This window comes from Streptosporangium sp. NPDC049248 (genome assembly GCF_040678965.1).
Lineage (GTDB): Bacteria > Actinomycetota > Actinomycetes > Streptosporangiales > Streptosporangiaceae > Streptosporangium > Streptosporangium fukuiense.
Genome location: NZ_JBFAQY010000006.1, coordinates 100,604 through 126,901, shown reverse-complemented (window position 1 = coordinate 126,901; position 26,298 = coordinate 100,604). Strand labels below are relative to the sequence as shown.

Genomic DNA, 26,298 nt, shown 5'->3' with positions numbered 1-26,298 from the left:
GGAGGATTACTCGTGCCGGAATCAACGGGCACCGCGACACTGGTGACGGGCGGGGGCCGCGGAATCGGTAAGGCCATCGCCCTGGAATTCGCCTCGCGCGGTGATTCGCTCGTCATCGCCGACCTCGATCCGGACAATGCGAAGGCGGTCGCCGCGGAATGCGCTGAACGCTTCGGAGTGGCCGCCTCGGCCGTCCGCACGGACGTCATGCGGCCGGATGACGTCCGTTCTCTCATCCGGTTCACGGTCGCCGAGTACGGGCGTATCGGAACCGTCGTGAACAGCGCCGGTGTTTTCCCGTTCGCACCCGTGCTGGACACCACGGACGAGATCTGGAACCTCGTCATCGGCGTCAATCTGACCGGTACGTTCACGGTGTGCCGGGAAGCCGCCCGGAGCATGGTGGAGACCGGTGGCGGATCAATCGTCAACATCGCCTCCGGCGCCGGGTCCATGGCCAATCCGAATCTCATCGCGTATTCGGCCAGCAAGGCCGGGGTGCTCGGGATGAGCCGCGCGCTGGCAGCGGAACTGGCCCCGCTGATCCGGGTCAACGTGGTCTCGCCGGGCCCGACCCGGACCGAGGGGACCACCCGGGCGGGTGCACCGCTGGACACCTCCAGGATTCCGATGAAGCGGACCGGGGAGGTGGAGGAGATCGCCCATGCCGTCGCATTCCTGGCATCGGATGAGGCGGGTTTCATCACCGGCCAGACGCTCCACGTCAACGGCGGCAAGTTCATGCCGTAGCGGCCGTTCCGGGAATCACCGGGCCGGGTGGCCCGGTGATTCCCGGAGCCGACGGGGTCGTACGACCTCGTTCGCCTCCGCTCCGCGCCCGTACCCGGTCACCGGGCGAAACGGGCGTCACAGGGAAGCCCGAAAGGTCCACAGCCGTAGCGGATCATGCCGCCGTCGCGCGACCCCCGCCGGGCGGTGGATGCGAAGAACTCGCGGGTATTCACCTATGCGGTGTTCTCTGACGATGATTAGGCGCCCTCATCGCGGTATCCTTGTCACGCTTCACACCGGCTGGCGCGCTATTCGGTCACCCGTGGCCGACGGCGCCCGGCGGCACCACCGATCGGACCGACTGCGGACGCGGTTTGCAGCTTTTCTACCTTTGCCACACGTCCGGCATTGATCACCTGATTGTCGCCTTCCGCCCGTTGGGTATCAGGGACGGATGTCGCGCAGCGCCTACGTGTGCGAAAACTGTGAGAGGGTTTGCCAATGGCACAGGCGGCAGAATCGGCCGCATCCGCGCGGCGCGGACGGCGGTCGCGTGGGGGGCCGGTGGAGGCCGGCGGCTCCACCGTGCCCGCGGCGGCCCGGGCGATGGCGCTTTTCGAGATCTTCGCGCGGGAGAAGCGGGAGCTCACCAAGTCCGAGGTGGCCCGCCTGCTGGACATCCCGGAGAGCAGCAGCTCCGACCTGCTGAACACGCTGCACGAGCTGGGCTACGTGAGCCGCACCGCGACGACGCGGCGCTTCTACCCGACCGGCCGGCTGCTGGCCACCGCGACCGCCATCTCCGAGAACGACCCGCTGTCGGCGTTCGGCGCGGAGGCCAGCGGCCTGCTCGCGCAGCGCTCCGGGGAGACGGCCTCGTGCGCGGTGCTCACCGGGGACCGGATAAAGATCGTCGCGGTCTCGCAGGGCGGCCACCGGCTGCGGTACGTGGTGGAGGTCGGCGACACGTTCACGATCAACGGCACCGCGATCGGGAAGGCGCTGCTGAGCAGGCTCGACGACCACGATCTGGGCCGGCTGCTGCGCCTCAAGCCGCTCCCCCGGCTCACCGAGAACACCAAGACCAACCCCCGGGAGCTGGAGGAGGAGGTGCGCAAGCACCGCGAGCTCGGCTGGTTCCGGTCCGTCGACGAGGGCACGGTCGGTGTCAGCTCCTTCGCCGTCTCGGGCAGTGTCGGGGACGAGGTCGTCGGCCTGGGCATCATCGGCCCCTCCGACCGGATCCAGGCCGACGAGGACCGGCTGCTCAAGGTCGTCCTGGAGGTCCGCGACACCGTCTTCGGCCGCGGCGCCTGACCCGCCCGGGCGAGGCGGGTCAGGGCGGGGCGGCGGACGTCAGCCGGTGACCTGGATGGCGCCGGTGGGACACTGCTCCTCAGCGTCGAGGACCAGGTCGCGCAGGGACTCGTCCGGCTCGGGCCGGAGCACCACGAGCTCGCTGTGGTTCTCGATCGCGAACACCTGAGGTGCCACGAACGCACACGTGCCGGTGCAGACACACCGGCCCGAATCAACGCTGACTCTCATCTCACCCTGCCTTGTCTCGCAAACATCAGCCCCGCTCCGGAAAACGGCCGGGCGTCGGTTCCAGCACGGCGCCCCGGGGCCCGGGGCGCCGACGGCCTCAACGCCTCGTCTGGAGGCGGTGGTAGCCGACCTCCTCGCGGGCGGCGCGCAACGAACGGCCGTCCCGCACCGCGTCGCGGATCCGCTCCTCGGCGTTCCGGATCTCCTCGGCGACGGTGATCACCTCATGCACCCGGGGCGCCGGGATGCACAGTACGCCGTCGCCGTCGCCCAGCAGCCAGTCGCCCGGCTCGACCCGGGCGCCGCCGACGGACACCGGGCCGCCGATCTCCTCGACGCGCACCCGGTCCTTGCCGGTGCGCATCCAGTTGCCGCGGGAGAAGACCGGGTAGCCGGTGGTGACCGAGCGATCGACGTCGCGGCACACGCCGTCGATGACGGTGCCCTCGACGCCGTTGCGGATCGCCGTGTAGGTCAGCAGGTCGCCCCAGACGGTGGCGTCCAGCCGGCCCTGGTTGTCCAGCACCACGACCTGGCCGGGGCCGAGGTCGTCGATGTAGTCGCCGACCGTGCCGGGGTCGCGGCCCACCGGGCCGTAGCGCAGCGTCCAGGCCCGGCCGACCAGCCGGAACGAACGGTCCAGCGGCATGATGCCCAGGCAGTGCCCGGCGATACCCAGCCGGTCCATCGCGTCGCTGACGTCGGTGCAGCTCAGCGCCTTGAGCGCGGCGGTGGTCGCGGTGTCGGCCGCGGTGGTCGTGGTGGTCGTGGTGGTGCTCATCGGTTCTCCTGCAGCATCGTCTCGTAGCGAGCGCCCATCACCTGGGACACGGGCACGCCCGCCCTCACCTGTTCGGCCATCGCCCGCTCCCGCTCGGCGACCTGCTCCGCGGCGGCGAGGATCTCCCCGGCGCGCGCCGCGGGCAGGAACACCACCCCGCTGCCGTCGGCGATCACCAGGTCGCCCGGGGCCACGCCGACCCCGCCGACCGTGATCGGGACGTTCCAGTCGCGTTCGACCACGCGGCCCCGCGCGGTGACCGGGACGGCGGCGCGGGCGAACAGCGGCAGCCCCAGCTCGCGGCTCTCGTCGATATCGCGGCAGGCGCCGTCCACGATCACCCCCTCGACGCCGCGGCCGACCGCGGCCAGCGAGAGGATGCCGCCCCAGCCGGACACGTCGGTCCGCCCGTGCTCGACCACGATGACGTCACCGGGCCCGGACGCCTCGACGGCGGCGGTACCGAGATGCCGCCCGCTCGGCGGCGTGTCGGCCGCGTCGCCCAGCCGCACCGTGGTGACCCGCCCCACGATGCGGCGGTGCCCGGTCAGCGGGGCCAGGCCCGGCACGGCCCCGGACAGGCCCAGCCGGTCCATCGCGTCCGACACCGCGCAGGTGTCCAGCGCACCGAGCCGTACCAGCAGGTCGTCACCCATCCGTCTCTCCTTCCGTGACGTACGCCGTGGCCTCCAGCTGCACGAGCATCCCGCCCGGCAGGTCGTGCCGGATCAGGTGCCGGGCGGGCCGGGAGGCCGGGTCGGGGAACATCGCGACCCACTCCTCGTTCACCGCGGCCCGCACGTCTGCCGCGGCGAACACCGTCACGTGCACCACGTCCTCGGTGGTGCCGCCACCTGCCTCAAGCACGGCCCGCAGGTTGGCGAACGCGTGCCGGACCTGGCCGGGGACGTCCTCCGGCAGCTCGCCGGTCGCCCGATCGACGCCGCGGACGCCGCCGGTGGCCAGCAGCGGACCGACCCGGGAGGCCGCCGGGACGGGGTTCGTCCCGTGCTCCAGGCCGGGGACGACGACGCTGCGCCGCCTCACGACTCCCCCTCAGCGGGCAGCCGGTAGATGTCCAGGCTGGTCTCGCCGGCGGCGAGCCTGTCGAAGATCTCCTGCTCGGCGGCCTCGCGCCGGGCCGCGGCCCGCACCGCCCCGGCGGCGTCCGCCACGGGCAGCACCACGACGCCGTCGCCGTCGGCCACCACCAGGTCGCCGCGGCGCACGGTCACACCGCCGATCCGGACCGGCGCGCCGACCGAGCCCCGGCCGTCCGGATCCTTGCCGGTGCCGCGGATGCACAGCGACGGCGCGAACACCGGAAAGCCTCGCTCGGCCATCTGGTCGCCGTCCCGGACGCCGCCGGAGGTGACCAGGCCGGCGATGCCTCGGTGCAGCGCCGCGACCGCCATGACCTCGCCCCAGTGGCCGTACTCCAGCGGATCGGCCCCGTCGCCGAAGGCCACCACCAGCACGTCGCCGGGCTCGGCCGCGTAGATGGCGCGGTGCAGCCACAGGTTGTCCCCGGGCGGGCTGAGCACCGGCAGCGCCGGGCCGGCCACCCGCATGCCGGGGCGGACCGGGCCGATCGCCGCGGGCAGCGCGCCGATCTTCCCGGCGGCCTCGTGCAGGGTGGCCGCGGGCAGCGCGGCGGCCTCCCGGACCAGCTCGGCGGTGACCACTCCGGTCGTCGCGGCGGTCATCGGGCCAGCCTGGAGAAGACGCGGCGGGCGTTGCCCTCGTAGATCAGGGCGCGGTCCTCGTCCGTCAGGAAGCCGATGCGGTCGATGGTGTACTTGAAGTCCTCGAAGGAGCGGCCGGTCGCCGGGTTGATCGCACCGCCGCTGCCGGGGCGCTCGGTGCCGAACAGGCAGCGATCGGTGCCGACGGTACGGAAGAGCAGCTCCAGCGAGTGGGAGCTGTGCACGTCCGTGTCGAACCAAAGCCGCCGCAGCGCGTCGTCGAAGCTGGTCAGGTCGGCCGGGGCGTCCGGCAGCGGCTCGCCGTTCATCCCGGCGTGCTCCAGGTCCCGGAAGTACCGCGCGATGTGCTTCTTCTTGGTCGCCAGGTCCAGCCACCAGTGCGCGCGCCAGCGGCCGATCTGGTACGGGATGGAGCCGCCGCCATGGCTGATGATGATCTTCAGGTCGGGGTACCGGTCGAACACCTCGGAGTGCACCAGCGAGGTGACCGCCAGGCTCTCCTCGGTGGCGAAGTGCTCGTCGTAGGTCTCCCGGCCGCGGCAGCCGGCGCTGTGGATCAGCGCGGGCACATCCAGCTCGACCAGCTTGGCCCACAGCGGGTACCAGTACGGGTCGGACAGCCGCGGCGACCGGCCGCCGCCCTCGTCCGGGTCGGGGTTGAGCAGCACGCCGACGAAGCCCAGCTCGCCGATGGCGCGCTCCAGCTCGTCAAAGACGATCTCGACGGGCTGCCCGGTCACCTGCGGCAGCCCGGCCATGCCACGGTAGCGGTCCGGGTGCAGCGAGACGGTGCGGTGGATGAGGTCGTTCTGCAACTCCACCCAGAGCCGCACGTCCTTGACGACCGGGTGCGAGTGCATCAGCACGAACGGCCTCGGCGAGATGAGCTGGACGTCGGTGCCGACCTGGTCCATCAGCCGGACGCCCCGGTCGGCGGAGGCCGTGATCTCCTCGTCCCGGACGTAGCGGTCCAGGTACCACTCCTTGGAGTGCTGGCCGTTGGATGCCTGCAGGACCGTGCGCACCGCGAAGACCGCGGGCGGGGTGATGAGGTGGCCGTGCGCGTCGATGATCACAGGGAGCTCCCGGGTGCGGAGGGGACGGGCCGCCAGACGAGGAAGGCGAGCCCGATGCCGGTTCCGGCGGGGGTGCGCTGGACCGGGATGTACTCGGAGTCGGTCACGGTCAGGCCGTCGACCGCCCCGGCGGTCATGATCCAGTTGAGGATCTCGGAGTTGCCGGAGCGCAGGCCGGACGGCGGTAGCGCGCGCAGCGTGTCCACGTCCCCGGCCTCCAGGGCGGCCAGCAGCCGCCGGTCGAGGTCCTCGTCGACCGCGAAGTGGGTCAGCCCGCCGGAGGCGACCACGCCGACCCGTTGTCCGCCGGGCAACGCGGCCAGGGTCCGGCCGATGACCTGCCCGATGTCGTAACAGCGGCCGGGCCGCGGCACGTTGGGCGGAAAGTAGGTGTTGAGCATGACCGGCAGGATCGGGATCGGCCGGTCGCCGCAGAGCCGGTCGATGACGAAGCCGTAGGCGTGCCCGAAGCCGGCCTGGTGCGGGTCGGTCACCTCGCTGGCCACCGCGACGTCCACGCCCGCCTCGATCAGCCCCTCGATCAGGCCGTCGGCCAGTTCGGCGGCGACCGGGTGGCGGTGCACCGCGTCCATTTTGTAGCCCTTGTTGGCTTCCTGGTACCAGCCGGGCAGGTTCGGGTTGACCTCGTTCTTCGGGTGCGTGACGATCTCCGGGCCGTTGTAGACGGCGATCGCCGGCATGTGCGCCCGGCTGAACAGCTCCTCCTGGTCGTCGCCGATGACGACCAGGGCGTCCAGCTCGGCCTCGGCGATGGCCGCGGCCAGCCGGTCCAGCGCCTGCTGCGCCCGCAGGGCCTGCTTCTCGAAGTTCTCCGGCACGGCCCGGTCGGCGTACCGGCCGGCGGTCTCCTCGGCCAGCTCCGCGTAGGACACCACCCGGCCGTCGGCCAGGTACAGCTCCTGCTTGCGGTGGTCGTCCTTGGCGCGTTCGGCCCACAGCGCGGGCTCGATGGCCAGCAGCGGGCTGTGTGAAGTGCCGATGCCCAGCACTATCTCAGCCACTCGTTCCTCCTTTTCGGCCTTGCCGGCCCAGCCGGCCCTGTCGGCCCGTCGGTCGCGGTCCGCCCGCGGGCCCGTTCACGGGCTGCTCACAGCTCCAAGACGAGCCGGGCGCTTCTGCTGCCGGAGCAGCAGATCATCATGGTCTCGCCGGCCTCCCTTTCCTGGTCGGTGAGGATCAGGTCCCGGTGGTCGGGCGTGCCGGAGATCACCCGGGTCTCGCAGGAGCCGCAGACGCCCTCGCCACACGAGTACGGCATGTCCACCCCGGCCTCCAGCACCGCGTCAAGGATGGTGGACCCCTCGGGAATGGTCAGCGTGATCCCGGTGCGGGTCAGCTCGACCTCGAAACCGCCCTCGGTGGCCGCGTCGTCCTTGCCCGCGAAGTACTCCAGGTGGCGGCGCTCCGGAGGCAGCCCCGCGGTGGCCTTCTCGAACGCCTCCAGCATCGGCACCGGCCCGCAGCAGTACAGGTGCGCGGTGTCGCCCGCAGCGGCGACCACGGCCTCGATGTCCAGGAAAGCCCCGTCGTTCTCCTCGTCGACGTGCAACCGCACCCGGTCGGGCCGGTCACCGGCCAGCCTGGTCAGCTCGTCCAGGAACGCCGCCTGGCCACGAGCGCGCACCGCCAGGTACAGCGTCCAGTCACGGCCGAGCGCGGCCAGCCGACGCACCATGCCGAGCATCGGCGTGATCCCGATGCCGCCGGCGATGAGCACGCTGTGCTCCGCGTCCTCGGCCAGCGGGAAGTTGTTGCGCGGCGTGGACACCGTGATCGTTTCGCCGGCATGCACGTTGGCGTGAATCCACTCCGAGCCGCCGCGGCTGTTCGGGTCGCGGTTGACCGCGACCACATAGCGGTCGGTCTCGGCCTGGTCACCGCAGAGCGAGTAGCCGCGCACCAGGCCGTTCCCCAGGTGCAGGTCGATGTGGGCACCGGCGGTGAACGCCGGCAACGCCGCCCCGTCCGGTCTGCGGAACTCATAGGAGAGGACCGAGTCGGCCTCCCAGCGCACCGCCTGCACACGGACCGTCAGCGGCTCAACGGACTGGGACATGGATGGACACCTCCTGGGTGCTGAGGAAGACCTCGCGCCGCTCGCGGGCGGATTCGGCGATGGCCAGGCAGGTCCGAACGGTCTCCCGGCCGAACGCGCCGTCGTGCTGGGCGGGCCGGCCGTGCACGACCGCGTCCACCAGTTCCTGCAGGACGTTCCCCCGGCCCGGCCACCACCGCGTCCGCGGCACGGCCAGCTGCTCGACGCCGCGGTCTGTGTAGGCGGTGACGCCGTCGGCCGAGCAGCGCAGGTCGGCGCCGGCACAGGTGACCACCAGCTCGCCGAAGTGCGGCTGGTGCGGCGGGGGCAGCGGGGAGCGAGCGCCGTACCCGAAGTCGGCGGTGCGCGACCGCTGTTCCTGCTCGGGGGTGAGCGCGGCCAGCCTGCGCCGCGCGGCGCCGTGCGCGGGTGTCTTGGGGCCCCCGCCCTCGGCGATCCAACCGTGCAGTTCGTCGCTGTCGAAGTGGTCGTAGCCGCTGTACACCAGGTTGGCCGCGCCGCCGCCCTCGAACTCGATCAGCGCGGCGCACGCCCCCTCGGTGGGGCGGTCCGGGTCGAGTATGGCGGCGGTGGCGCGCACCGAACGCACCGGCCGGTCGGCGACGGTGCGGGCGATGTCGACCTGGTGCGGGATCTGGTTGTACAGGATGCCGCCGCCGCGGGCGCTGTCCAGTTCCTCGGGGCGGCGCGGCCGGTACAGGAAGTCGGTGTAGTTCCAGAGCGCGATCATGCCGAGCGGGCCGTACCCGCCGGAGCCGACCAGGTCCCGGATGAGCGCCACCGCCGGGTCGAACCCGTGGGTGTGCCCGACGACCAGGACCACGCCGGCCGCCTCGGCCGCCTTGATCATGGCGTCGCAGTCGGCGACCGTCAGTGCCATCGGCTTCTCGACGATGACGTGCTTGCCGGCCCGGGCCGCGGCGACGGTGTGCTCGCGGTGCAGTTGGTGCGGCGTGGCCACGTACACCGCGTCCACGTCGGGCTGGGCCAGCAGCCCCTCGATGCCGGGATGGACCGGCAGCCCCTCCGCGCCGGCGAACCGCTCCCTCAGTGTGGGGTCGGGGTCGGCCGCTCCCGCCAGCCGGATGCCCGGGTGGGTGCGGGCGGCCGACGCCATAACGCCTCCGGCGAGACCGAGCCCGACCAGGCCGAGCCCGAGCGTGCGTGCGCTCATCCGACGACCCCTACTCGACCGGGACCGGTCGGCATACGCCGGTCGCCCGGGTCTCCTCGCCGTAGACCGCCATGAACTCGTCGAAGCTCGCGATGGGGGTGAGCTTGCTGATCGCGCGAACGCCGAACGCGTCCGGGTCGGCGACGACGGCCGGTTCCACGCCCTTCTTCAGCGCGTCGGTAAGGTTGATCAGGATTCGCCGGGCGGCGACCACCGCCCGGTCGGAGCTGACCAGGTGCTCGGCGGACCGGTCGATGATGCCGGGGTCGGCACTGCCGATGCTGCGCGAGTTCTCGGCGAGCGCCCGGTCCTGGTCGTGCACGCCCCAGATGCCGGTGAAGTTGACGGTGCGCTGCACCTCCCGGTCCAGCAGGTAGTCGTTCTCCTTGCTGGCGAGCGGGAGCCAGGTGTCGATCGCGTACCCGCCGGGCAACACGTACCGGCCGCGTTCCATCCGCGGCGGGAACAGTGCGCCGCTGTTGTAGTAGCTGTCCAGTTCCTCCTGCCCGATGGGCTGGTCGACCCGGTAGCCGAAGGTGAAGACGGTGGTGTGGTTGTCGTCGACCGGCACCCAGGCCCGGCCGCCGCCCGAGACGAAGCCGCCCGGTGCCCGCGGGATGAGGCTGAACATGGGCAGGATGAACTGGGTGACCCGCCACAGGTATTGACCTTCGTGCTCACGGCGGGCGCCGTAGACCAGGCCGTACTCGGTCTGCCGCAGCTCGATGTGCGGGGCGGCGTCGCTGGACATCTGCGCGCCGGTCGATTTCTGCTTGGTTGTGTTCTTGTCGAAGTCGCGGTGCAGCCAACTGATGTGCGAGCTGTCGATCTCGCCCTCCATGCCCTGCGACCAGTTGGTGCGCTGCAGCCAGCGGGCGGCGAACGCGTGCTCGGCCGGGACGTTGGCGTACTCCAGTGCGGGGAACGGCGGCTGCGTCTCCTTCGGCCCCATGTAGATCCAGACGACCCCGGCGCTCTCGTGCACCGGGTAGGCGGTGATGCCCACGTTCCTGCGGATGTCCGGGGCACCGGGCGGCACGTTGGGCGTCTCCATGCACCGGCCGCCGGTGTCGAACTTCCAGCCGTGGTAGACGCAGCGCAGCCCGCCCTCCTCGTTGCGCCCGAAGAACAGCGGCGCCAGCCGGTGTGAGCAGTACGCGGCGACGATGCCGACCTTGCCGGAGGAGTCCCGGAACGCGACCAGGTCCTCACCGAGGATGCGCAGCCGCACCGGGGGACAGTCCGGCTCGGCGACTTCGGAGGTCAGCACCGCGGGCAGCCAGAACCGGCGGAACAGCTCGCCCATCGGCGTGCCCCGCCCCACCCGGGACAGGGTCTCGTTCATGTCAGCGCGCAGCATGGCGGCACTCCTCGGCGGCTCTGCGGCCCGGGTTCTCCGCCCGGTTCGCGTTCCTCTTCAGGTCCGGACTCCTCATCGGGGATCCCCTGGCAGCTTGTTCCGCTCGTCCTGGCGCAGCACCAGATCCCACAACTCCTGGCCGATCGGGGCCTGCTCGTCCTCGATGAGGTGGCCGAGCAGTCCGGCGCACCGGCCGACCAGGGCCAGGCCCCGGGCCAGGTGCAACGGCAGGTCCATGCTGAGCACCATGGCGCCGACCGCCCCGGCGGTGTTGGCGGGCAGCCGCCGCGAGTACACCGTGGAACTGGTCTCGTCCAGGGCCAGCAGCAGCCGCCAGTACCGACCGAAGTAGCCGTTGCGCTCGGACACGGCGCGCAGCACCGGGATCCGCGGATCGCCGTCGACGTGGATGTTGTGGCCGAGCCCGTACAGCGGCGCCCGGGCGGCCCGGCGCGCGGCGGCGAACTCGCGCGCGGTCTTGGCGACCTCCTCGTCCGAGCTGTCCTCGGTGAGGTCCCGGCCGGCCTCGCGGAGCATGACCGCCGCGTCCTGCATGGCGCCGAGGAACACGCTGCCGGCCCCGAGCAGGCCCGCCGCCACCGCCGCCTGCGGCGCCTCGGGGGCGCCGAGGTAGGTGAGCCGGGCGGCCAGCGCGCTCGGGGTGAGCCCGTGGTCGGTGACGGTCACCATGATGGCGTTGAGCATGTCCTTCTCGTTGCCCTCGCACCGGCGCCCGATGGTGACGAGCAGGATCATGTCCACGAAGTCGATTTGCCCGATCAGCTCGTTCGCCAGGTCGTGGCCACGGACGGTGATGCGGTCCGGGGTGGTCTGCCCGATTTCGGTCTTGATCACTGGGTTGCCTCCACGGACCCGGCGGTGACCAGCACCGCGTCCAGGGCGACGACGCCCTGTCCCGCGGGCAGCACCCGCACCGGGTTGAGTTCGAGTTCGTCCACGACCGCGGCATTGGCCTCGACGAAGCGGGACACGTTGACCAGCAGGTCGACCAGGGCGTCCACGTCGCCGGGCTCGCCGCCGCGCACACCGTGCAGCAGGGCGGCGCAACGCGGCTCGTCGACGAGGGCGCGGGCCTGGTCCGGGGTGAGCGGCAGCAGCCGCCGGGACACGTCACCGAACAGCTCGACCAGGACGCCGCCCAGGCCGAAGGTGACGACCTGGCCGAACACCGGGTCGCGGGAGACACCGACCAGGACGTCCAGGCCGGCCGAGGCCATGGCCTCCACCAGCACGCCGCCGACCTCCGCGTCCGGCCAGGCGGCCGGCACGGCCTCCCGGATCCGGTGGTAGGCGGCGCGGACCTGCCCGGCGTCGGCGAGGCCGACGGCGACGCCGCCGACGTCGCTCTTGTGGGTGATCTGCGCGCTGACCACCTTGAGGACCACCGGGTACCCGACGCGCTCGGCGACGGCGACCGCCTCGTCCGCGGTCGTGGCGACTCCGGAGGCCGGGACGGGTACACCGTGCCGGCCCAGCAGTTCCTTGGCCATCGGCTCGGTGTGCACGATCCGCTCGCCGCCGGACGACGCGACACCGAGTGGGCGCCAGCCCTCCTGGTGGGTCCAACGGCCCCGCTCGACCCAGCGGCGCAACGCCGCGGTGCCGTTGCGAACGCTGCGCACCGGGACCAGCCCGCCCTTGACCAGCTCGTCGTAGCCGGGGCCGAGCCGGTCGCTCATCCACACCGGCAGGATCGGCGTCTCGGTCTCCCGCTGGACCTGGGCGATGGACGCGCCGATCGCCTCGGTCAGCTCCTCGTAGTCGCAGGGGAACGGGTAGAGCACCAGGCCCACGTCGGGGTCGTCGGCGACGGCGCGCAGGCTCTCGTAGCCGATCTCGGTGCGGGTGAGGATGTCGGAGGTGGCGTCGACCGGGTTGGCCACCGCGGCGTAGTCCGGCAGCACCTCGCGCACCCGGGCCAGCGTCTTGTCGGAGAACTCGGCCAGCTCCAGCCCGGCGTTGCCGACGGCGTCGGCGCCGAGCGCGCAGCCGCCGCCGGAGAACCCGTACACGGCGATCCGCTCACGCCCGGTGGGCCGCTTGCGGGCGAACAGCGCGGCGGTGTCGATCAGCTCGTCCATGTCGTCGACCTCGACGACCCCGGCCTGCCGGAACACCGCGCTGTTGACCTCGGCGGCGCCGGACAGCGAGCCGGTGTGCGAGGCGACGGCCCGCGCGCCGTAATCGGAGCGGCCGACCTTCAGCGCGATGACCGGCTTGCCGCGCTCGGCGGCGTACAGCGCGGCGTCCACGAAGGCAGGGCCGTCCTTGACACCCTCCATCGTGCTGGCGATGACGGTGATGGCGTCGTCGTCGGCGTAGTGGCGGATGAAGTCCGCGACGGTCAGGTCGACCTCGTTGCCGGTGGACGCCCACAGCCCGACGCCGACGCCGCGCTCCATGGCCTGCAGGAAGCAGCGGCCGATGCCGCCGCCCTGGGTGGCCAGGCCGATCGGGCCGGCGAACTGGTCCAGGTGGAACGATGGGGAGAACATCAGGCCGAGCCGCCGGTTCAGGTTGCACAGGCCCGGCGAATTGGGTCCGTAGATGCGCATCCCGGACTCGCGGCCGATCTGCGCCATTTCCGCCTCGGCCCGCTTGCCCTCCTCGCCCATCTCCCCGAACCCGGAGGTGAAGACGATGGCGAACCGGGTCCCCTTCAGGGCGCACTCGCGCAGCACGGAGAGCGTCTGCGCGGCGGGGACGACCAGCAGGGCGACGTCGGGGGACTCCGGCAGGTCCAGCACGCTCTGGTAACAGGGCAGGTCGTGGATGGTCTTCTTGCTCCGGCTGATCAGGTACGCCGTACCAGTGAAGTCCGAATGGTCGAGGAGGTTTGCGACTGTTCGTGATCCAAGGCTGCCCGGGCGGTCCGATGCCCCAATGATCGCCACAGATGAAGGGTTCACCAGCCGGGACAGGTCCACCCGTCCGACCAGACCCGTGGCCGCCTCGCTACCGGCCGCTCCCATGCGCTACCCCGCTTCCATTTCATGTTATTTCGTTGCACCTTACGAGATATCGCGGCTTTGAGGCAATGACCCCGACTCATCCGACCGCCGGACAGCCCCACCGGACACACCCAGGCGCATGTCCAGGGCGGACTCCTCGGTCGCGACGAAGCGCCCGAACTCGCACGAGCAGGCGGACACGCCGGCCCACGTGACGGTGAGGCAGTGCTCACAGCTGGTCACCAGCGGAGGGACCGGACCCGCGGCGGGGTCCCCAAGGAGGGGGCGGGCGCTCATCACGACCCCGCCCCGGCGACTACTGCGCCTACTGACACGATAACCCCCAAGGATCGACTACTGCGACCTTTCGTGATGTTACACGAAATATCGCTGTTTGTGGGGGGCGCCGAAGCCGAAGGCCGACCAGGGCGGCCAGGTGCGGTCGAACCTGCTTCGACATATGGGAAAGCACTCTCAGACCGGCCTGTCGATCCCACCGGGGTCCACCTCTCCCGCCATACGGCACCACCTGACTACGGGGAGTCGTGACTTAAACCGGGATTACGGGATCTATCCATAAGGTCCGAAGGCGCTGCCCGACAGCGCGCCGGGCATCGGCCCCACGGGGATTCGGTGTCGGCAGGACGGTGCCGGCAGGACGGTGCCGGCGGAACAGGGCCGCCCGCCGCGGAACACGGGACCGGCCACCGCGGCGCGGACGCCGGAACCGGCGCCCCGGACGAACACGGGGCCCGGCGAGCGTGTCCGGGCCGCCAGGCCGCCCGTATCCGCGATCGACACGCCCGACTACACCCTCTGTGGGCGTTTCATTACTATTTCGTCAAGACACGTAGTATTTCATCGTTATTTCGGGATACGCTACGGCACGTCGTTACCCAAGACAAGGGTGCCGGCACCGCGGCGCACGACCGTTCGCCCGCCGTCGGCACCGTTCCGGAGCGGACACACCAACCCACCGCCCCACCCGGAGCTCGGCCCGTCATCGCAGGACGAGTCGGACAACCAAGCGGAACGCCGGATACGGTCCTCCGCAGAGACGAGGCCGCCGCATCCTTGACGCGGTGCGCCTCAGACCATATTTTTGCACGAGATATCGTCATACATTGTGAGATATCGAGGTCGAGATGCTCGACGAAGTATCTGACTGACCGGTAGCCGGACCTCCCGGCCCGGTCGGCTCCGGCACCGCGAGGACACCTGGGCGTGTCACCGGCACGTCCGCCCGCGCCGCCAGCGACCACATCCCCAAAACGACAAGTCACCAGCCGACCGTGAGCGCCATACCGGCGAGCCAGCAGTGCCGCGCCGGTGTCAGGCGACCCCTGATCCCCCCGTCATCGAAATCCCGCCATCACCGGCCGTCATCTCCTCCCCAGCGATGAACGGCCTGCGGGATTGATCCGCAGCCCATGAGGAGGCTGAACGATGCGTCCCAGCTTGAGGCTGATGGCAGTGGCGATGCCGCTGGCCCTCACCCTGGCCACCGCCGCCTGCGGCGGCGACTCCGGCGCCACAGAGAAGCGAGAGGTCAGTGCCTTCTCCGCCACGGGCGACGACGCCCTGGCCGCGCAACTGAAGCCCAAGCCACTCGCCGAGCGCAAGACGATCAAGATCGGCATCTCGTCGATCGTCGGCTCCTACGCCGCGGTCGCGCTCGCCGACAGCCTCGGGGAGTTCGAGAAGGAGAACATCCAGATCCGGTTCGAGTTCCTGCAAACGCAGGATGCGCTGGTCATGATGACACAGGGCAAGGTGGACGTGCTGGCCACCCAGGTCTCCCCCGGCCTGCTCAACCTCATCGCGTCCGGCGAGGACATCCGGATCGTGTTCCCCGGCGGCGGCCGGCCCGAGAGCACCGACCAGGGCCTGTACGTCAACAAGAGCATCTTCGGCGACAACGGGAAATTCGACCTGACCGACCTCAAGGGCGTCAAGCTCGCCGGTCCCGGCGGCAACCGCCCCGCACTGTGGGCCTCGCTGTTCGAGCACCTGAAGAGCAACAACGTCGCCATCGGTCCCAAGGACGTCGAGTGGCAGGACCTGACCTCAGCCGACTCGGTCAACGCGCTGCGCAACGGCGCGGTCGGCGCCGCCTACGCCTCGACCCCACACCAGAAGGTGGTGGCCGATGACGCGTGCTGCGAGTTCGTCAAGGGTGCGATCGCCCCGACCACCGGCGTCTTCTACATGTTCGACGACCGCCTGATCAAGGAAGACCGGGAGACCGGGCTGGCCTTCACCAGGGCGATGGCCAGGACGACCCAGAAGTACCTGCTCAAGGACTACCGGCAGACCAAGGAGGTGGTCGCCGCCCTCGCCGCGGCGCAGAAGATCCCCGAGGACTCCATCCGCACCACCGAGCCCTCGGCCTTCGAAGCGGACTACAACCTGCACACCGAGAACGCCTCGATCTACCAGGGCTACTACCGCGACATCGACAGCGGGCTGCTCCAGTACAAGGACGATCTCGGTGAGCAGGACCTCTTCAACACCTCCTTCGCCGAGGAACTGAAGAACGCCGGCTGAGCCTGGCGGCGGGGCCCCGCTGCGGCGGGGCCCCTTTTCACCTATCGGGCACCGGATGACGACGGCAGGGAGCGACCGCCGCCGGCCGGAAGAGCCGAGAACCGGAAGAGCGGAGAAGTCGTGAACGACAGTAGAGTCGCGGTACGCGGCGTGGAACGGGTGTTCGCATCCGGTGGTTCCAGCGTCCAGGCCCTGGGGCCCATCGACCTCGACGTCAGGGACGGGGAGTTCCTCTGCATCGTCGGCCCGTCGGGGTGCGGGAAGTCCACCCTGTTGCGCGTCATCGCCGGGCTGCTGAGCCCCAGCGCCGGCGAGGTGTCACTGCGCAGCACCAGCAGGGAGGCCCCGCTGACCTCGGTGGTGTTCCAGGACTACAGCATCTTCCCGTGGAAGACCGTCGAGGCCAACGTCCGCTTCGGCCTGGACATCGCCAAGATCCCGGCGACCGTGTCCAGGGAGCGGGTCTCCCGGTGGCTGACCCGGCTGGGCCTCGCGGACTTCGCGTCCGCCTACCCGTCCACACTGTCGGGGGGCATGAGGCAGCGGGTCTCCATCGCCCGCGCCTTCGCGGTGGAGCCGCAGATCCTGCTCATGGACGAGCCGTTCGCCGCGCTGGACGCGCAGCTGCGCCAGATCATGCAGGCCGAGCTGCTCGAGCTCTGGCAGGAGGACCGCAGGACCGTCATCTTCATCACCCACAACCTGGACGAGGCGATCCTGCTCGGCGACCGGGTGATGGTGATGAGCTCCCGGCCAGGGCGCGTGGTGGCCGAGTTCGAGGTGCCGTTCGAGCGGCCCCGCTCGGCCGACATCCGCCGCAGCTCCGAGTTCGCGGAGCTGGAGGGCGAGATCTGGGACCGGTTGCGGTCCGCGATGGAGCCGCGCTCCCAGGTGTCCGCGTGAGCGGGCGGCCGGAAACCGTGGGGAAGTGAAGAGGTGGGAACGATGACCGACCTGGTACAGACGGAGAAGCGGGCGCGGGCCGGCGGGGAGGGCGGTGACACCGTCCTGCGCCGACCGGACCTCGCCGAACGCGACCCCGTCCGGTTCCAGCGGCGCCGGGTTCTGGTCGACAACCTGCTGCGGTTCGGCACGCCCGTCCTCATCCTCGCCGTATGGCAGGCGATCTCCAGCAGCGGGCTGGTCGACCAGCGGTTCTGGCCGCCGCCGAGCGAGATCGTGGTCTCCTTTGTCGAGCTGCTCTCCTCCGGCCTGGTGATCGAGGCGGCGTCCAGTACGCTCCAGGTGCTCATGCTGGGCTACCTGGGCGGATCGCTGGCCGGCATCCTGCTCGGCGTGCTGCTCGGCAGCATCCGCAAGCTGCGCACCGCCATCGAGCCGATCATCAGCGCTCTGTACACCGTGCCCAAGCTCGCGGTGCTCCCGCTGCTGCTGATGGTCTTCGGGCTGGGCATGACCCCGAAGGTGCTGCTGGTGGCGTTCGGCGTCTTCTTCATCGTGGTGATCTCCACCATGTCCGCGGTGGCCGGCATTCCCGAGGGCTACCTGGAGCCGGCCCGGTCCTTCGGGGCAAGCCGGCTGCAGACGTTCCGGCACGTCACCCTGCCGGCGATGGTGCCCGAGGTGTTCACCTCACTGCGCATCGCCATCGGGACCGCGGTGCTGCTGGTCATCGGCATCGAGTTCGTGCAGGGCCGGGACGGCCTGGGCTTCCTCATCTGGAATTCCTGGCAGGTGTTCCTGGCGGACCGGATGTACGCGGGCATCGTGACGGTGTCGCTGATCGGCGTCGCGCTGCAGTCCGCGGTCACCTGGATCGGCCGCCGCGTCGCCCCCTGGGCCCCGCGCCGGTAGCACATGCGAGAAGGCCGCCGTCCCTTGGCAGGGGCGGCGGCCTTCTCGCATGTGCGCGGCCGGGTCAGAGGTCGCGGGCGATGGACTGTTTCATGATCTCCGAGGTCCCGGCGTAGATCCGCAGTACCCGATTGGAGGTGTAGATCCGCGAGATGGGCGTCTCGTCCATGAAGCCCATGGCGCCGAACAACTGCACGCACCCGTCGATGACCCGGTTGGACATCTCACACAACCACAGCTTCCCGACGGACCCCTCGGTGGCGGTGGCGACGCCGCTGCGCACCTTGCGCACCATCTCGTGCAGGTACGCCCGACCGACCTCGATCTCGCTCTTCATGTCGGCCAGCGCGAACTTCGTGTTCTGGAACTCGAACAGCGGGCTGCCGAACACGACGCGCTGCTTGACGTACTCCACCGTCTGCTGGAACGCCAGCTCGGCCTGGCCGAGGGCGCGGAAACCGATCTGCAGCCGGTCCAGCGCCAGCGAGCCCATCATGATCCGCATCGCGCCGCCCTCACCGCCCAGCACGTGCGAGGCCGGGATACGCACCCGGTCGAAGTGCAGCTCGGCGGTGTTGCCGGCCGGGAAGCCGGTGGTGGCCAGCTTCCGGCGGGTCACTCCGGCCATCTCGGGCGTGACCAGGAACATGGTCAGGCTGCGCCCGCGCCGCTCCTTCGACGTCTTGGCCACCACGTACAGCATGTCCGCGATGTCGCCGTTGGTGATGTACGTCTTGTCACCGGACAGCACGTAGTCGTCGCCGTCTCGCTCCGCGAAGCTGCGCATGGCCAGCACGTCGCTGCCCGCGTCCGGCTCGGTGATGGCCATCGACTGGATGGCCTCCCCGGCCAGGATCCTCGGCGCCCACTCCCGGATCAGCTCCGGCGACGCGCCGTCCAGGAAGGCACCGGTGGCGAGGTCGGTGCAGTACAGGCTGCCCACGGTGCCGTAGCACTGCGAGCGGGCGATCTCGTAGGAGAGGATGACGTTGGCGATGGGGCTCGCGCCGGGACCGCCGTACTCCTCAGGGATCACCGCGCCCAGGATGCCGGCGCGGCCGGCCGCCCGCCACACCGCGTGCCGGGACGCGCTGTCGGTGCCCAGTTGGTGGAAGGCGGGCTCGATCTCCTTGTCGAGGAAGGTCCGGACAGTCTGCCGGTACAGCTCCTCCTCCTCGTCGAACGGCGCGTGGTAGGCCAGCTCGGGCGCGACCGACGGACCGTCGAACGCTCCAAAGTCAGCGGTCATGGTGGAACTCCTCGGTTGGATATGTCATCGGACGACACCGGCCCGCAGCAGCTCCTCGGCCTCGGCATCGGTGTAGCCGAGTTCGGCGAGGACCTGCCGGGTGTGCGCGCCATGGCCGGGACCGCCGGGCAGGTCGTCGGCCGGGGTCTCGGTGCGGGAGAAGGAGACCAGCGGGCCGAGGCAGCCGGTCAGCCGGCCGTACCGGTCGTCGGCGCGGTCGGCGAGCAGACACGCGACGGCAGGGTCGCGTTCCGGCCCGGCCCGTTCCACCCGCTCCAGCTCTGCCAGGCCGTCGGTGCGGCACTCCTCGGCCCAGACGCCCACCTCCGCCAGGGCGGTGAGCAGGGCCGCGGCGGTACGCCCGGCGCAGACCTCGTCGAAACGGGCCGCGACCGCACCGTCCCAGGCGGCACGCGGCAGCGGCGGCTCCCCCGGCAACATGACCCGCCACATGGCCAGCGCGGCCTCCTCGGTGCGCGCGGCGATCGCGATCCAGCCGTCCGCGGTCCGGTACAGCCGCTCTCCGGGGTGCACGCCCTGTAGCGCCCCGTCCAGCGGCGGCGCCCCGCGCAGCGTACCGTCGGCCTCCCGCAGCAGGTCGGACAGCAGGAACATGCCGGCGTTGAGCAGGCTGACCCACATGTCTCCGGCCCGGCCCGCGGTCCGGCGCCCGTACAGCGCCATCAGCACGGCGACCGCGCCGAGTGCGCCGGACACGTAGTCCAGGTAGGGCGTCCTGATCCACAGCGGCGGGCCGTCCGGTCCGCCGGCACGGCGCTCCAGACCGAGCAGCGCCTGGATGACCATGTCAAAGCCGGGTGCGTCGGCCCGAGGACCGGTCGGCCCGAACGCGAACGCCTGGAGGGTCACCGCGTCCGGCCTCACCGCGCGCACCGCCTCGGGCGAGACGCCCATCCGCTCGGCCGCCTTGGGGCGCAGGTTGTGCATGACCACGTCCGCGCGGGCCAGCAGGCGGCGCAGCACCTCGGCTCCCTCGGGGGTCTTCACGTCGACTGCCAAGGCCCGCTTGCCCACGTGCGCGGCCAGGAAGTGCCGTTGCAGGCCGCGGTTGGGGTCGCCGCCAAGCGACTCGACCTTGAGCACGGAGGCGCCCAGGTCGGCGAGCAGCCGGCTGGCGAACGGACCGGCCACATAGGAGCCGAAGTCGAGGACGGTCACCCCGGCCAGCGGCGGCCCGCCTCCGGTAGGGCCGGTTCCCGCCGGACCATCCGTCTCCACCGGAGCGCGCGCCGAACCGAGGAAGCCGATCACGTTTCCGGGCCCGGTGGCCCCGCCCCGGTCGACCAGTAACCCGTTGGCGGCGAGCTGCTCGTCGTCCAGGAACTCGCCCAGATCGAGCACGGGCGCCGCGGGCAGCCCCTCGACCTCGGCTGCGGCCAGGATGCCGGCCCGGTCCAGCTTCGCCACGTGCGCCGCGATCAGCGGCCGATCGCCGAAGTAGGTGTCCGGTGAGGCGCCCACCCGGGGTATGCCCCTGTCGGCCGGGTCGACCGGCACGTCGATGCCGAGGATCCGGTACAGCTTGGCCACCGCCGACGGCACACCCATCACGAACTGCACGTAGCCGCCGTCGGCGCACTGGAAGATCAGGTGTTTGACGTCCTTCGGGGTGACCTTGCCGAACTCGGCGTCCGGCCGCTCGGCCCGCATCCAGAACGGCGTCATGAACAGCGCCGCCCCCTGCTGGAGGGAGGCGCCCACCACCTGACCGCGCCCGCTGCCGGCCCGCTCCAGCAGTGCCGTCCATACCCCGAGTGCGGCCAGCATGGCCTGCCCGTAGGTGGGGAACGGCACGGCGAAGTACAACGGCCGGTCGCTGAAGTGCTCGGCGACCATCCCGGTGCGGGCCTGCACCAGCAGGTCCACTGCGGGTGCGCCCGGCGCGTGCCCGGCGGCGTAGCCGGTCAGGTGCGCCACGACGAGCCGCGGGTACCGGTCTGCGAGGTCCGCGGCGTCGTGCCGCGGGGTGACCGCCGGATGATCCTCGCCGCCGACCAGGCATACGTCGGCCTGTGCCAGCAGGACGTCCAGGTCGGCCGGGTCCGCCGGGACGGTCACCGACCGCCAGCCACGGTGCGCCGGATAGACCTCGTCGAAGACCTCGTCGCCGGACGGGGCGACCCGGTGCACGACCGCTCCGGCGTCGGCGAGCAGCGTGCTCACCAGTGCCGCGGCCATCCCGGTGCCCAGGTCGACGACGCGCAGCCCGTGCCCCGGCAGCCCGCCGCCGGACGCCGCCGGGCCCGCGCCGCCACCTCCGGGGTTCCCGTCTCCGTGCCCTCCGGGGGAATGGCCGCCGAAAGGGTGCTCGGCGCCCATCCGGTCCTGCCCGCTCACCTGGCCTGGAAATTCGGCAGGCGCTTCTCGGCGAAGGCCCGGCCGGCCTCGCGGAAGTCCTCGGTGAGATCGAGCCGGGACAGCTGCATCTGCTCGTCCAGCGCGGTCGCGATCGGCACCCACTGCTTCCGGGTCACCCGCACCGCGTCCCGGGTGGCCAGCGGCGGCGCCTTGAGCACCTCGCGGGCCAGTTCCTCGGCGGCCTTCAGGTGCTCGCCCGCCGGGACCAACCGGTTGACCAGGCCGAGCCGGTGCAGTTCCTCGGCCTTGATCCGGCGGCCGGTGATGAGCATCTCCGAGGCGAGCTTCGACGGCATGAAGGTCTTGATCTTGGCCCAGGTGCGCGAGCCGGACATGCCGGTCGTGGTCTCGCTGATGGCGAACCGGGCGTCCTCGGCGGCCACGATCAGGTCGCACTCGGCGGCCAGGTGCGCGCCGCCGCCCAGCACATAGCCGTGCACCGCCGCGATGACCGGCTTGTAGTTGGCCGTCCGGCCCAGCCAGCCCTCGCCGCCGGTGCCGCGCAGGTGCTGGGCGCCACCGACATGGCCACTGCGCACCGCCTCCAGCGCCTTGGCCTTGCGGGTGGCGTCGTCGGCACCGAACGAGAACGAGCTGTGCTCCTTGACGTCGAGCCCGGCGCAGAACGCCCTGCCCTCACCGTGGATGATCAGTACCCAGAGATCGTCGTCCAGGTCGAACTCCAGCAGTGCGGTGCGGATCTCGGACTCCAACTCGTCACTGAGCGCGTTGAGCCGCTCGGGGCGGTTCAACTTCAGGTAGGCCAGACGCCCGTCGGCGGTGAACTCGATGGTCTTGTACTCGGTCATGCGGTCATACCGTCCTTGAAATCGTGCTGCGGATGCCGTTCAGGTGGCGGGAATCTGGTCTGTGAGCATCCGGCCGCCGGGGGCGGCTCGGACGATCCCGGCGCGCTCCAGGCGGGCTCGCTCGTCGGCGGAGTAGCCGGTCTCGGCCAGCAGGGCGGCAGTGTGCTCACCGGAAAGCGGCGCCGAGCGGAAGCCATCCGGAGCCGGGGTCCAGCCGGAGAAGCCGATCAGCGGACCGAAGCAACCGGTGACCCGGCCGTACCGGGGGTCCGGCGCGCTGATCACCAGACCGGACCGGCGCGCCGCGTCGTCGGCGAGCATCGCCGCGAAGGCGTCGCCGGTGCACCGCGTCGCCCACACTCCCGCGGCGCCGAGCAAACTCAGAGCTTCGTCGCAGGTCAGGCGGCCTATAGCGGCGGCGATGGCGTGGGCGGCCGCCTCGCTCCATTTCGATGGCGGGCCGAGCCCGGTCAACTCCAGCGCGTCCGAGAGCGCGGCGGCCATCGACTCGCCGTACGCGGCGACGGCAAGCCAGCCGTCCATGGCCCGGTACAGCGCCTCGGTCGGATGGAAACCGGTGCGGTCCGCGGACAGCACCGCGGCGCCCGCGATCGAACCATCCGGCTCCCGCACCAGTTCCCCTCGCAGGAACATCGCCGCGCCGAGCAGGCTGGTGTGCGCGTCCACCGGGGCGCCGGTCGCGTCCCGCTCGTACAGGGCCGTGAGCAGGGCGATCGCGCCGAGCGCGCCGGCGCAGTAGTCCACGAACGGGGCGCGGTACCACAGCGGCTCGTTTCCCTCTCCGCCCGCACGCACCTCGTGCCCGCACAGCGCCTGCATCACCATGTCGAACCCGCCGCGCAGCACACGCGGCCCGGTTCGCCCGTAGGCGGTGGTGTGCAGATACACCAGGCCGGGCCGGCGCTCCCGTAACGAGGCGGCGTCCACACCAAGGCGCTCGGCGACGCCGGGCCGGAAGTTGTGGTGCACCGCGTCGGCCGTGGCGGCCAGCCGCCGTACGATCTCACGCCCCTCGGGGGTCTTCATGTCGACGACGATGCTGCGCTTGCCGCGGTTGGAGGTCAGGGTATTGCGGACGCCGGTCAGATTGGACAGCCCGGTCGGCGGCTCGACCTTGATCACGTCGGCGCCGAGGTCGGCGAGCAGCTTGGAGGCGAACGGCCCGGCCACCCAGTTACCCAGGTCGATGATCCTCAGACCGGCCAGAGGTGCGCTCTCGCCGCACCGCGCCCGCCGCGGGACGGGTCGCGCCACCGGCGGGTCCCCCGCCACCGAAAGGTCCACCGGCCCAGCCGGATACTCCCGCCCGTCCGGGGCGGTGGTGACCAGCCCTGCCGCGCGTACCTGCGGGTCGTCGAAGAACTCCCCCGGTGCCAGCACCGGCTCCACCGGGACACCGGCCGCGGCGAAGGCCTCGACCAGTTCGTCGCGCGGGAAGCGTGCCGCGTACCGGCCGAACAGGTCACGGTCGGCGAAGTAGTTCTCCGCGCCGCGGGCCAGGCTGGGGACACCCCGGTCGGCGGGGTCGACGGGGCCGGGGATGCCCAGCACCCGATGCACCCGGGCCACTGCCCCGGGCACGCCGAGCACGATCTGCAGATATCCGCCGTCCGCGCAGCGCAGCACGAGGTGCTTCACATCCCGCGGCGGCACCGTGTCGAACGCCTGGTCAGGGCGTTCGGCGGAGAGCCACAGGTGCGGCCAGAACAGCGCCAGCCCCTGCTGCATGGAAACCCGGACCCGGCCACCGCGCCCGGTGCGCCGGCGTGCGTGCAGCGCCGCCCACACGCCTATCGTGCCGAGCAGGGCGGCACCGTACAACGAGGGGGCGAACGCGAGCTGCGTCGGCCGGTCGCTGAACTGCTCGAACACGAGCCCCGTCCGAGCCTGCACCAGCAGGTCTACGGCGGGCGTGGGGTCGTTCGTGCCCTGGACGTAACCACCGATCTCCAGCACGATGAGCCGGGGATGCCTGGAGAGCAGCTCAGCGAGCTCAAGGCGCGCCGGCGGTCCCGCGTCCGGGTGGTCCTCAGCGCCGACGAGAAGGACATCGACCGAGGCCAGGACATCGTCCATGCCGTTTTCGACATCGACCTCCGTCCAGTCGCGGGACCATGACCGCAGCGCGGGATATCTCTCGGTGAACGGGTCGGGTCCCGTCCGCGCGGTCCGCAGGACGGTCACCCCGGAGTCGTGCAGCAATCGCGCCACGATGGCCGTCGGAAGTCCGCTCCCGGCTTCCAGCACACGTAGTCGCGTGATCGAACCGGGGCGCTGTACGACTCGGCTCACGCCGGGCTCCCCCACTCGTTCACCGGGCGACCGTCTTCCCGCCGACACACCGACAGCCGGACACCGCGCGTCGACTCACGCATCGACGGCTCTCACAAGCCTCGGAACGGCTTCTCTGCCCCTCGGAGTCCACGGCGGCCTTCCAGACATACCAGCAACTTCGATATTTCGTTACACACTACGACACCTCGCATACGTGAGCAAGGGTGCCCACAAAACCACTCAATGGGCATAAAACCTGACATCACCCCGTGTCACAGCCCCTCCCACCACGGCCCGCAGACCAGAGTCGGCCGATACCCGCGACCCAGGGCGAGGGGAGGGTGTCCGACGGACCAACCCGCACCACCACACAGGGATGCGTCGCGCCACAGGCCGCGACCGCCGGGTTCCCGTTCTCCCGTTACGAGAGAACCGGTTCGCCGCCGCGGAGTCTCGCCACGTCCAGGCCCGGCAGGCGGCCCGGGACTCCTCGGTGTGCGGTGACGTTTGACATCCATCCCGCCCTGACAGATGGTTGTTCGTATAAAGGACATGCATGTCCGGTAAGCGGACAGAGTGGGAGAAGCGGATGCCGTACTACCGGGTCGTGGGGGAGATACCTCGCAAGCGGCACGTGCAGTTCCGGCGGCCCGACGGCGGGCTGTACGCCGAGGAGCTGATGGGTGAGGAGGGGTTCTCCAGCGACTCGTCGCTGCTCTACCACCGCCATCTCCCCACGGCGATCCTCAAGGCCGAGGCCGTCGAGCCGACCGAGGCCGGCCGGCTCGTCCCCAACCTGCCCCTCTCCCCCCGTCACCTGCGCACCCAGGACCTGCCGGTCGGAGGCGACCTGGTCACCGGGCGCGGGCTGCTCGCCGGCAACGCCGACGTCCGCATGTCGTACGCCGCGAGCGAGACGCCCAGCGAGCTCTACCGCAACTCCATGGGCGACGAGTGCGTCTACATCGCGAGCGGGCGGGTCAGATTCGAGTCGACGTACGGGGTGATCGAGGCCGGGGAGGGCGACTACGTCGTCGTCCCCACCGGGACCATCCACCGCTGGGTGCCGCAGGGCCGCGTCACGGCGTTCACCATCGAGGCCGCGGGGCACATCCGTCCCCCCAAGCGCTACCTGTCCACCCACGGCCAGTTCCTGGAGCACGCCCCCTACTGCGAGCGGGACCTGCGCTCCCCCGGCGAGCCCCTCGTCGTCGAGGGCGAGGAGGTGCCGGTGCTGGTCCGCACCCGCGGCGGGCTGACCCGGCTGGTCTACCGCGACCACCCGTTCGACGTGGTCGGCTGGGACGGCTGTCTCTACCCGTACGCGTTCAACATCAACGACTTCGAGCCCGTCGTGAAGCGCACCCACGCCCCGCCGCCGGTGCACCAGACCTTCGAGGGCCCGAACTTCGTGATCTGCTCGTTCTGCCCCCGGCCGCTCGACTTCCACCCCGACGCGGTCCCGATCCCGTACAACCACCACAACGTCGACTCCGACGAGCTGATGTTCTACGCGGGCGGCGACTACACCGCGCGCAGGGGCTCGGGCATCGATGTCGGCTCGGTCTCGCTGCACCCGGCCGGATTCACCCACGGCCCGCAGCCGGGCGCCGTCGAGGCGGTCATCGAGGCGGTCAGGCAGGGCCACACCCAGACGAGCGAGCTGACCGTGATGGTCGACACCTTCCGCCCCCTCGACCTCGGCCCCGCCGGCCTGTCGGTGGAGGACCCCGGCTACGCGTGGACGTGGGCCCGTTGACGGGCGGGCCCCTGGGCAT

22 protein-coding genes are annotated in these 26,298 nt (G+C 71.1%); 6 read left to right on the top strand and 16 right to left on the bottom strand.

The features are described from left to right. The first annotated feature begins 12 nt into the window (after positions 1-12). Together AB0K21_RS14095 and AB0K21_RS14090 are read left to right on the top strand one after the other, a co-directional pair. The gene (locus AB0K21_RS14095) at positions 13-750 is read left to right on the top strand and encodes an SDR family NAD(P)-dependent oxidoreductase (RefSeq protein ID WP_364149856.1); all 738 of its coding nucleotides are present in this window, start codon (positions 13-15) and stop codon (positions 748-750) included. A gap of 546 nt (positions 751-1,296) precedes the next feature. Further along, complete coding sequence (locus tag AB0K21_RS14090) at positions 1,297-2,049, top strand: IclR family transcriptional regulator (RefSeq protein WP_343974850.1); 753 nt, start codon at positions 1,297-1,299, stop codon at positions 2,047-2,049. Between the two features lie 39 nt (positions 2,050-2,088). On the opposite strand, the gene AB0K21_RS14085 is transcribed toward AB0K21_RS14090, so the two are convergent. From AB0K21_RS14085 to AB0K21_RS14030, 12 genes are all read right to left on the bottom strand, one after another. After that, positions 2,089-2,280, bottom strand: coding sequence for a ferredoxin (locus AB0K21_RS14085; protein ID WP_343974853.1), 192 nt, complete (start codon positions 2,278-2,280; stop codon positions 2,089-2,091). A gap of 97 nt (positions 2,281-2,377) precedes the next feature. Beyond that, positions 2,378-3,061: an RraA family protein gene (locus AB0K21_RS14080; protein ID WP_343974856.1), complete on the bottom strand. Its 684-nt coding sequence runs from the start codon at positions 3,059-3,061 to the stop codon at positions 2,378-2,380. Beyond that, a complete protein-coding gene (locus AB0K21_RS14075) occupies positions 3,058-3,717 on the bottom strand; it encodes an RraA family protein (protein ID WP_364149853.1) in 660 nt (219 codons plus the stop codon). Before AB0K21_RS14075 ends, AB0K21_RS14080 begins: the two co-directional genes overlap by 4 nt. Continuing rightward, positions 3,710-4,108 (bottom strand): RidA family protein, encoded by a 399-nt coding sequence (locus AB0K21_RS14070; RefSeq protein WP_364149851.1) that lies wholly within the window; start codon positions 4,106-4,108, stop codon positions 3,710-3,712. Before AB0K21_RS14070 ends, AB0K21_RS14075 begins: the two co-directional genes overlap by 8 nt. Then, positions 4,105-4,767: an RraA family protein gene (locus tag AB0K21_RS14065; RefSeq protein ID WP_364149849.1), complete on the bottom strand. Its 663-nt coding sequence runs from the start codon at positions 4,765-4,767 to the stop codon at positions 4,105-4,107. Before AB0K21_RS14065 ends, AB0K21_RS14070 begins: the two co-directional genes overlap by 4 nt. Continuing rightward, positions 4,764-5,843 (bottom strand): amidohydrolase family protein, encoded by a 1,080-nt coding sequence (locus tag AB0K21_RS14060; RefSeq protein ID WP_343974868.1) that lies wholly within the window; start codon positions 5,841-5,843, stop codon positions 4,764-4,766. Before AB0K21_RS14060 ends, AB0K21_RS14065 begins: the two co-directional genes overlap by 4 nt. Further along, on the bottom strand, positions 5,840-6,865 hold the full coding sequence (locus AB0K21_RS14055) for a hypothetical protein (RefSeq protein WP_343974871.1): 1,026 nt from the start codon (positions 6,863-6,865) through the stop codon (positions 5,840-5,842). Before AB0K21_RS14055 ends, AB0K21_RS14060 begins: the two co-directional genes overlap by 4 nt. Before the next feature lie 86 nt (positions 6,866-6,951). Then, entirely contained in the window at positions 6,952-7,920 is a 969-nt protein-coding gene (locus tag AB0K21_RS14050) for a PDR/VanB family oxidoreductase (RefSeq protein WP_343974874.1), read from the bottom strand. Further along, the gene (locus AB0K21_RS14045) at positions 7,904-9,094 is read right to left on the bottom strand and encodes a Gfo/Idh/MocA family oxidoreductase (RefSeq protein WP_364149846.1); all 1,191 of its coding nucleotides are present in this window, start codon (positions 9,092-9,094) and stop codon (positions 7,904-7,906) included. The genes AB0K21_RS14050 and AB0K21_RS14045 overlap by 17 nt, the downstream gene beginning before the upstream one ends. A gap of 10 nt (positions 9,095-9,104) precedes the next feature. Beyond that, positions 9,105-10,454: a Rieske 2Fe-2S domain-containing protein gene (locus tag AB0K21_RS14040; RefSeq protein WP_343974880.1), complete on the bottom strand. Its 1,350-nt coding sequence runs from the start codon at positions 10,452-10,454 to the stop codon at positions 9,105-9,107. 72 nt (positions 10,455-10,526) lie between these two features. Further along, positions 10,527-11,309 carry a citryl-CoA lyase gene (locus tag AB0K21_RS14035; protein ID WP_343974883.1) on the bottom strand — a complete coding sequence of 261 codons (783 nt, stop codon included), beginning with the start codon at positions 11,307-11,309 and terminating at the stop codon, positions 10,527-10,529. Next, positions 11,306-13,447 carry an acetate--CoA ligase family protein gene (locus AB0K21_RS14030; protein WP_364149844.1) on the bottom strand — a complete coding sequence of 714 codons (2,142 nt, stop codon included), beginning with the start codon at positions 13,445-13,447 and terminating at the stop codon, positions 11,306-11,308. The genes AB0K21_RS14035 and AB0K21_RS14030 overlap by 4 nt, the downstream gene beginning before the upstream one ends. 1,425 nt (positions 13,448-14,872) lie before the next feature. Between AB0K21_RS14030 and AB0K21_RS14025 the strand changes: the two genes are divergently transcribed. The 3 genes from AB0K21_RS14025 to AB0K21_RS14015 all read left to right on the top strand — a co-directional run bounded on the left by AB0K21_RS14025 (position 14,873) and on the right by AB0K21_RS14015 (position 17,788). Beyond that, entirely contained in the window at positions 14,873-15,973 is a 1,101-nt protein-coding gene (locus AB0K21_RS14025; protein ID WP_343974889.1) for a hypothetical protein, read from the top strand. A gap of 120 nt (positions 15,974-16,093) precedes the next feature. Then, positions 16,094-16,876 (top strand): ABC transporter ATP-binding protein, encoded by a 783-nt coding sequence (locus AB0K21_RS14020; RefSeq protein ID WP_343974892.1) that lies wholly within the window; start codon positions 16,094-16,096, stop codon positions 16,874-16,876. A 42-nt stretch (positions 16,877-16,918) separates the two neighbouring features. Continuing rightward, the gene (locus AB0K21_RS14015; protein ID WP_343974895.1) at positions 16,919-17,788 is read left to right on the top strand and encodes an ABC transporter permease; all 870 of its coding nucleotides are present in this window, start codon (positions 16,919-16,921) and stop codon (positions 17,786-17,788) included. A 64-nt stretch (positions 17,789-17,852) separates the two neighbouring features. On the opposite strand, the gene AB0K21_RS14010 is transcribed toward AB0K21_RS14015, so the two are convergent. The 4 genes from AB0K21_RS14010 to AB0K21_RS13995 are packed head-to-tail and all read right to left on the bottom strand — an operon-like array spanning position 17,853 to position 24,538. After that, a complete protein-coding gene (locus AB0K21_RS14010; protein WP_343974898.1) occupies positions 17,853-19,037 on the bottom strand; it encodes an acyl-CoA dehydrogenase family protein in 1,185 nt (394 codons plus the stop codon). Between the two features lie 24 nt (positions 19,038-19,061). Further along, positions 19,062-21,395, bottom strand: a complete 2,334-nt coding sequence (locus AB0K21_RS14005; protein ID WP_364149841.1) for a CoA transferase — start codon at positions 21,393-21,395, stop codon at positions 19,062-19,064. Continuing rightward, complete coding sequence (locus AB0K21_RS14000) at positions 21,392-22,225, bottom strand: enoyl-CoA hydratase-related protein (protein ID WP_343974904.1); 834 nt, start codon at positions 22,223-22,225, stop codon at positions 21,392-21,394. The genes AB0K21_RS14005 and AB0K21_RS14000 overlap by 4 nt, the downstream gene beginning before the upstream one ends. Before the next feature lie 39 nt (positions 22,226-22,264). Beyond that, positions 22,265-24,538 carry a CoA transferase gene (locus tag AB0K21_RS13995; protein WP_343974907.1) on the bottom strand — a complete coding sequence of 758 codons (2,274 nt, stop codon included), beginning with the start codon at positions 24,536-24,538 and terminating at the stop codon, positions 22,265-22,267. Between the two features lie 571 nt (positions 24,539-25,109). Between AB0K21_RS13995 and AB0K21_RS13990 the strand changes: the two genes are divergently transcribed. After that, positions 25,110-26,279, top strand: coding sequence for a homogentisate 1,2-dioxygenase domain-containing protein (locus AB0K21_RS13990; protein WP_364150320.1), 1,170 nt, complete (start codon positions 25,110-25,112; stop codon positions 26,277-26,279). Positions 26,280-26,298 lie beyond the last annotated feature (19 nt).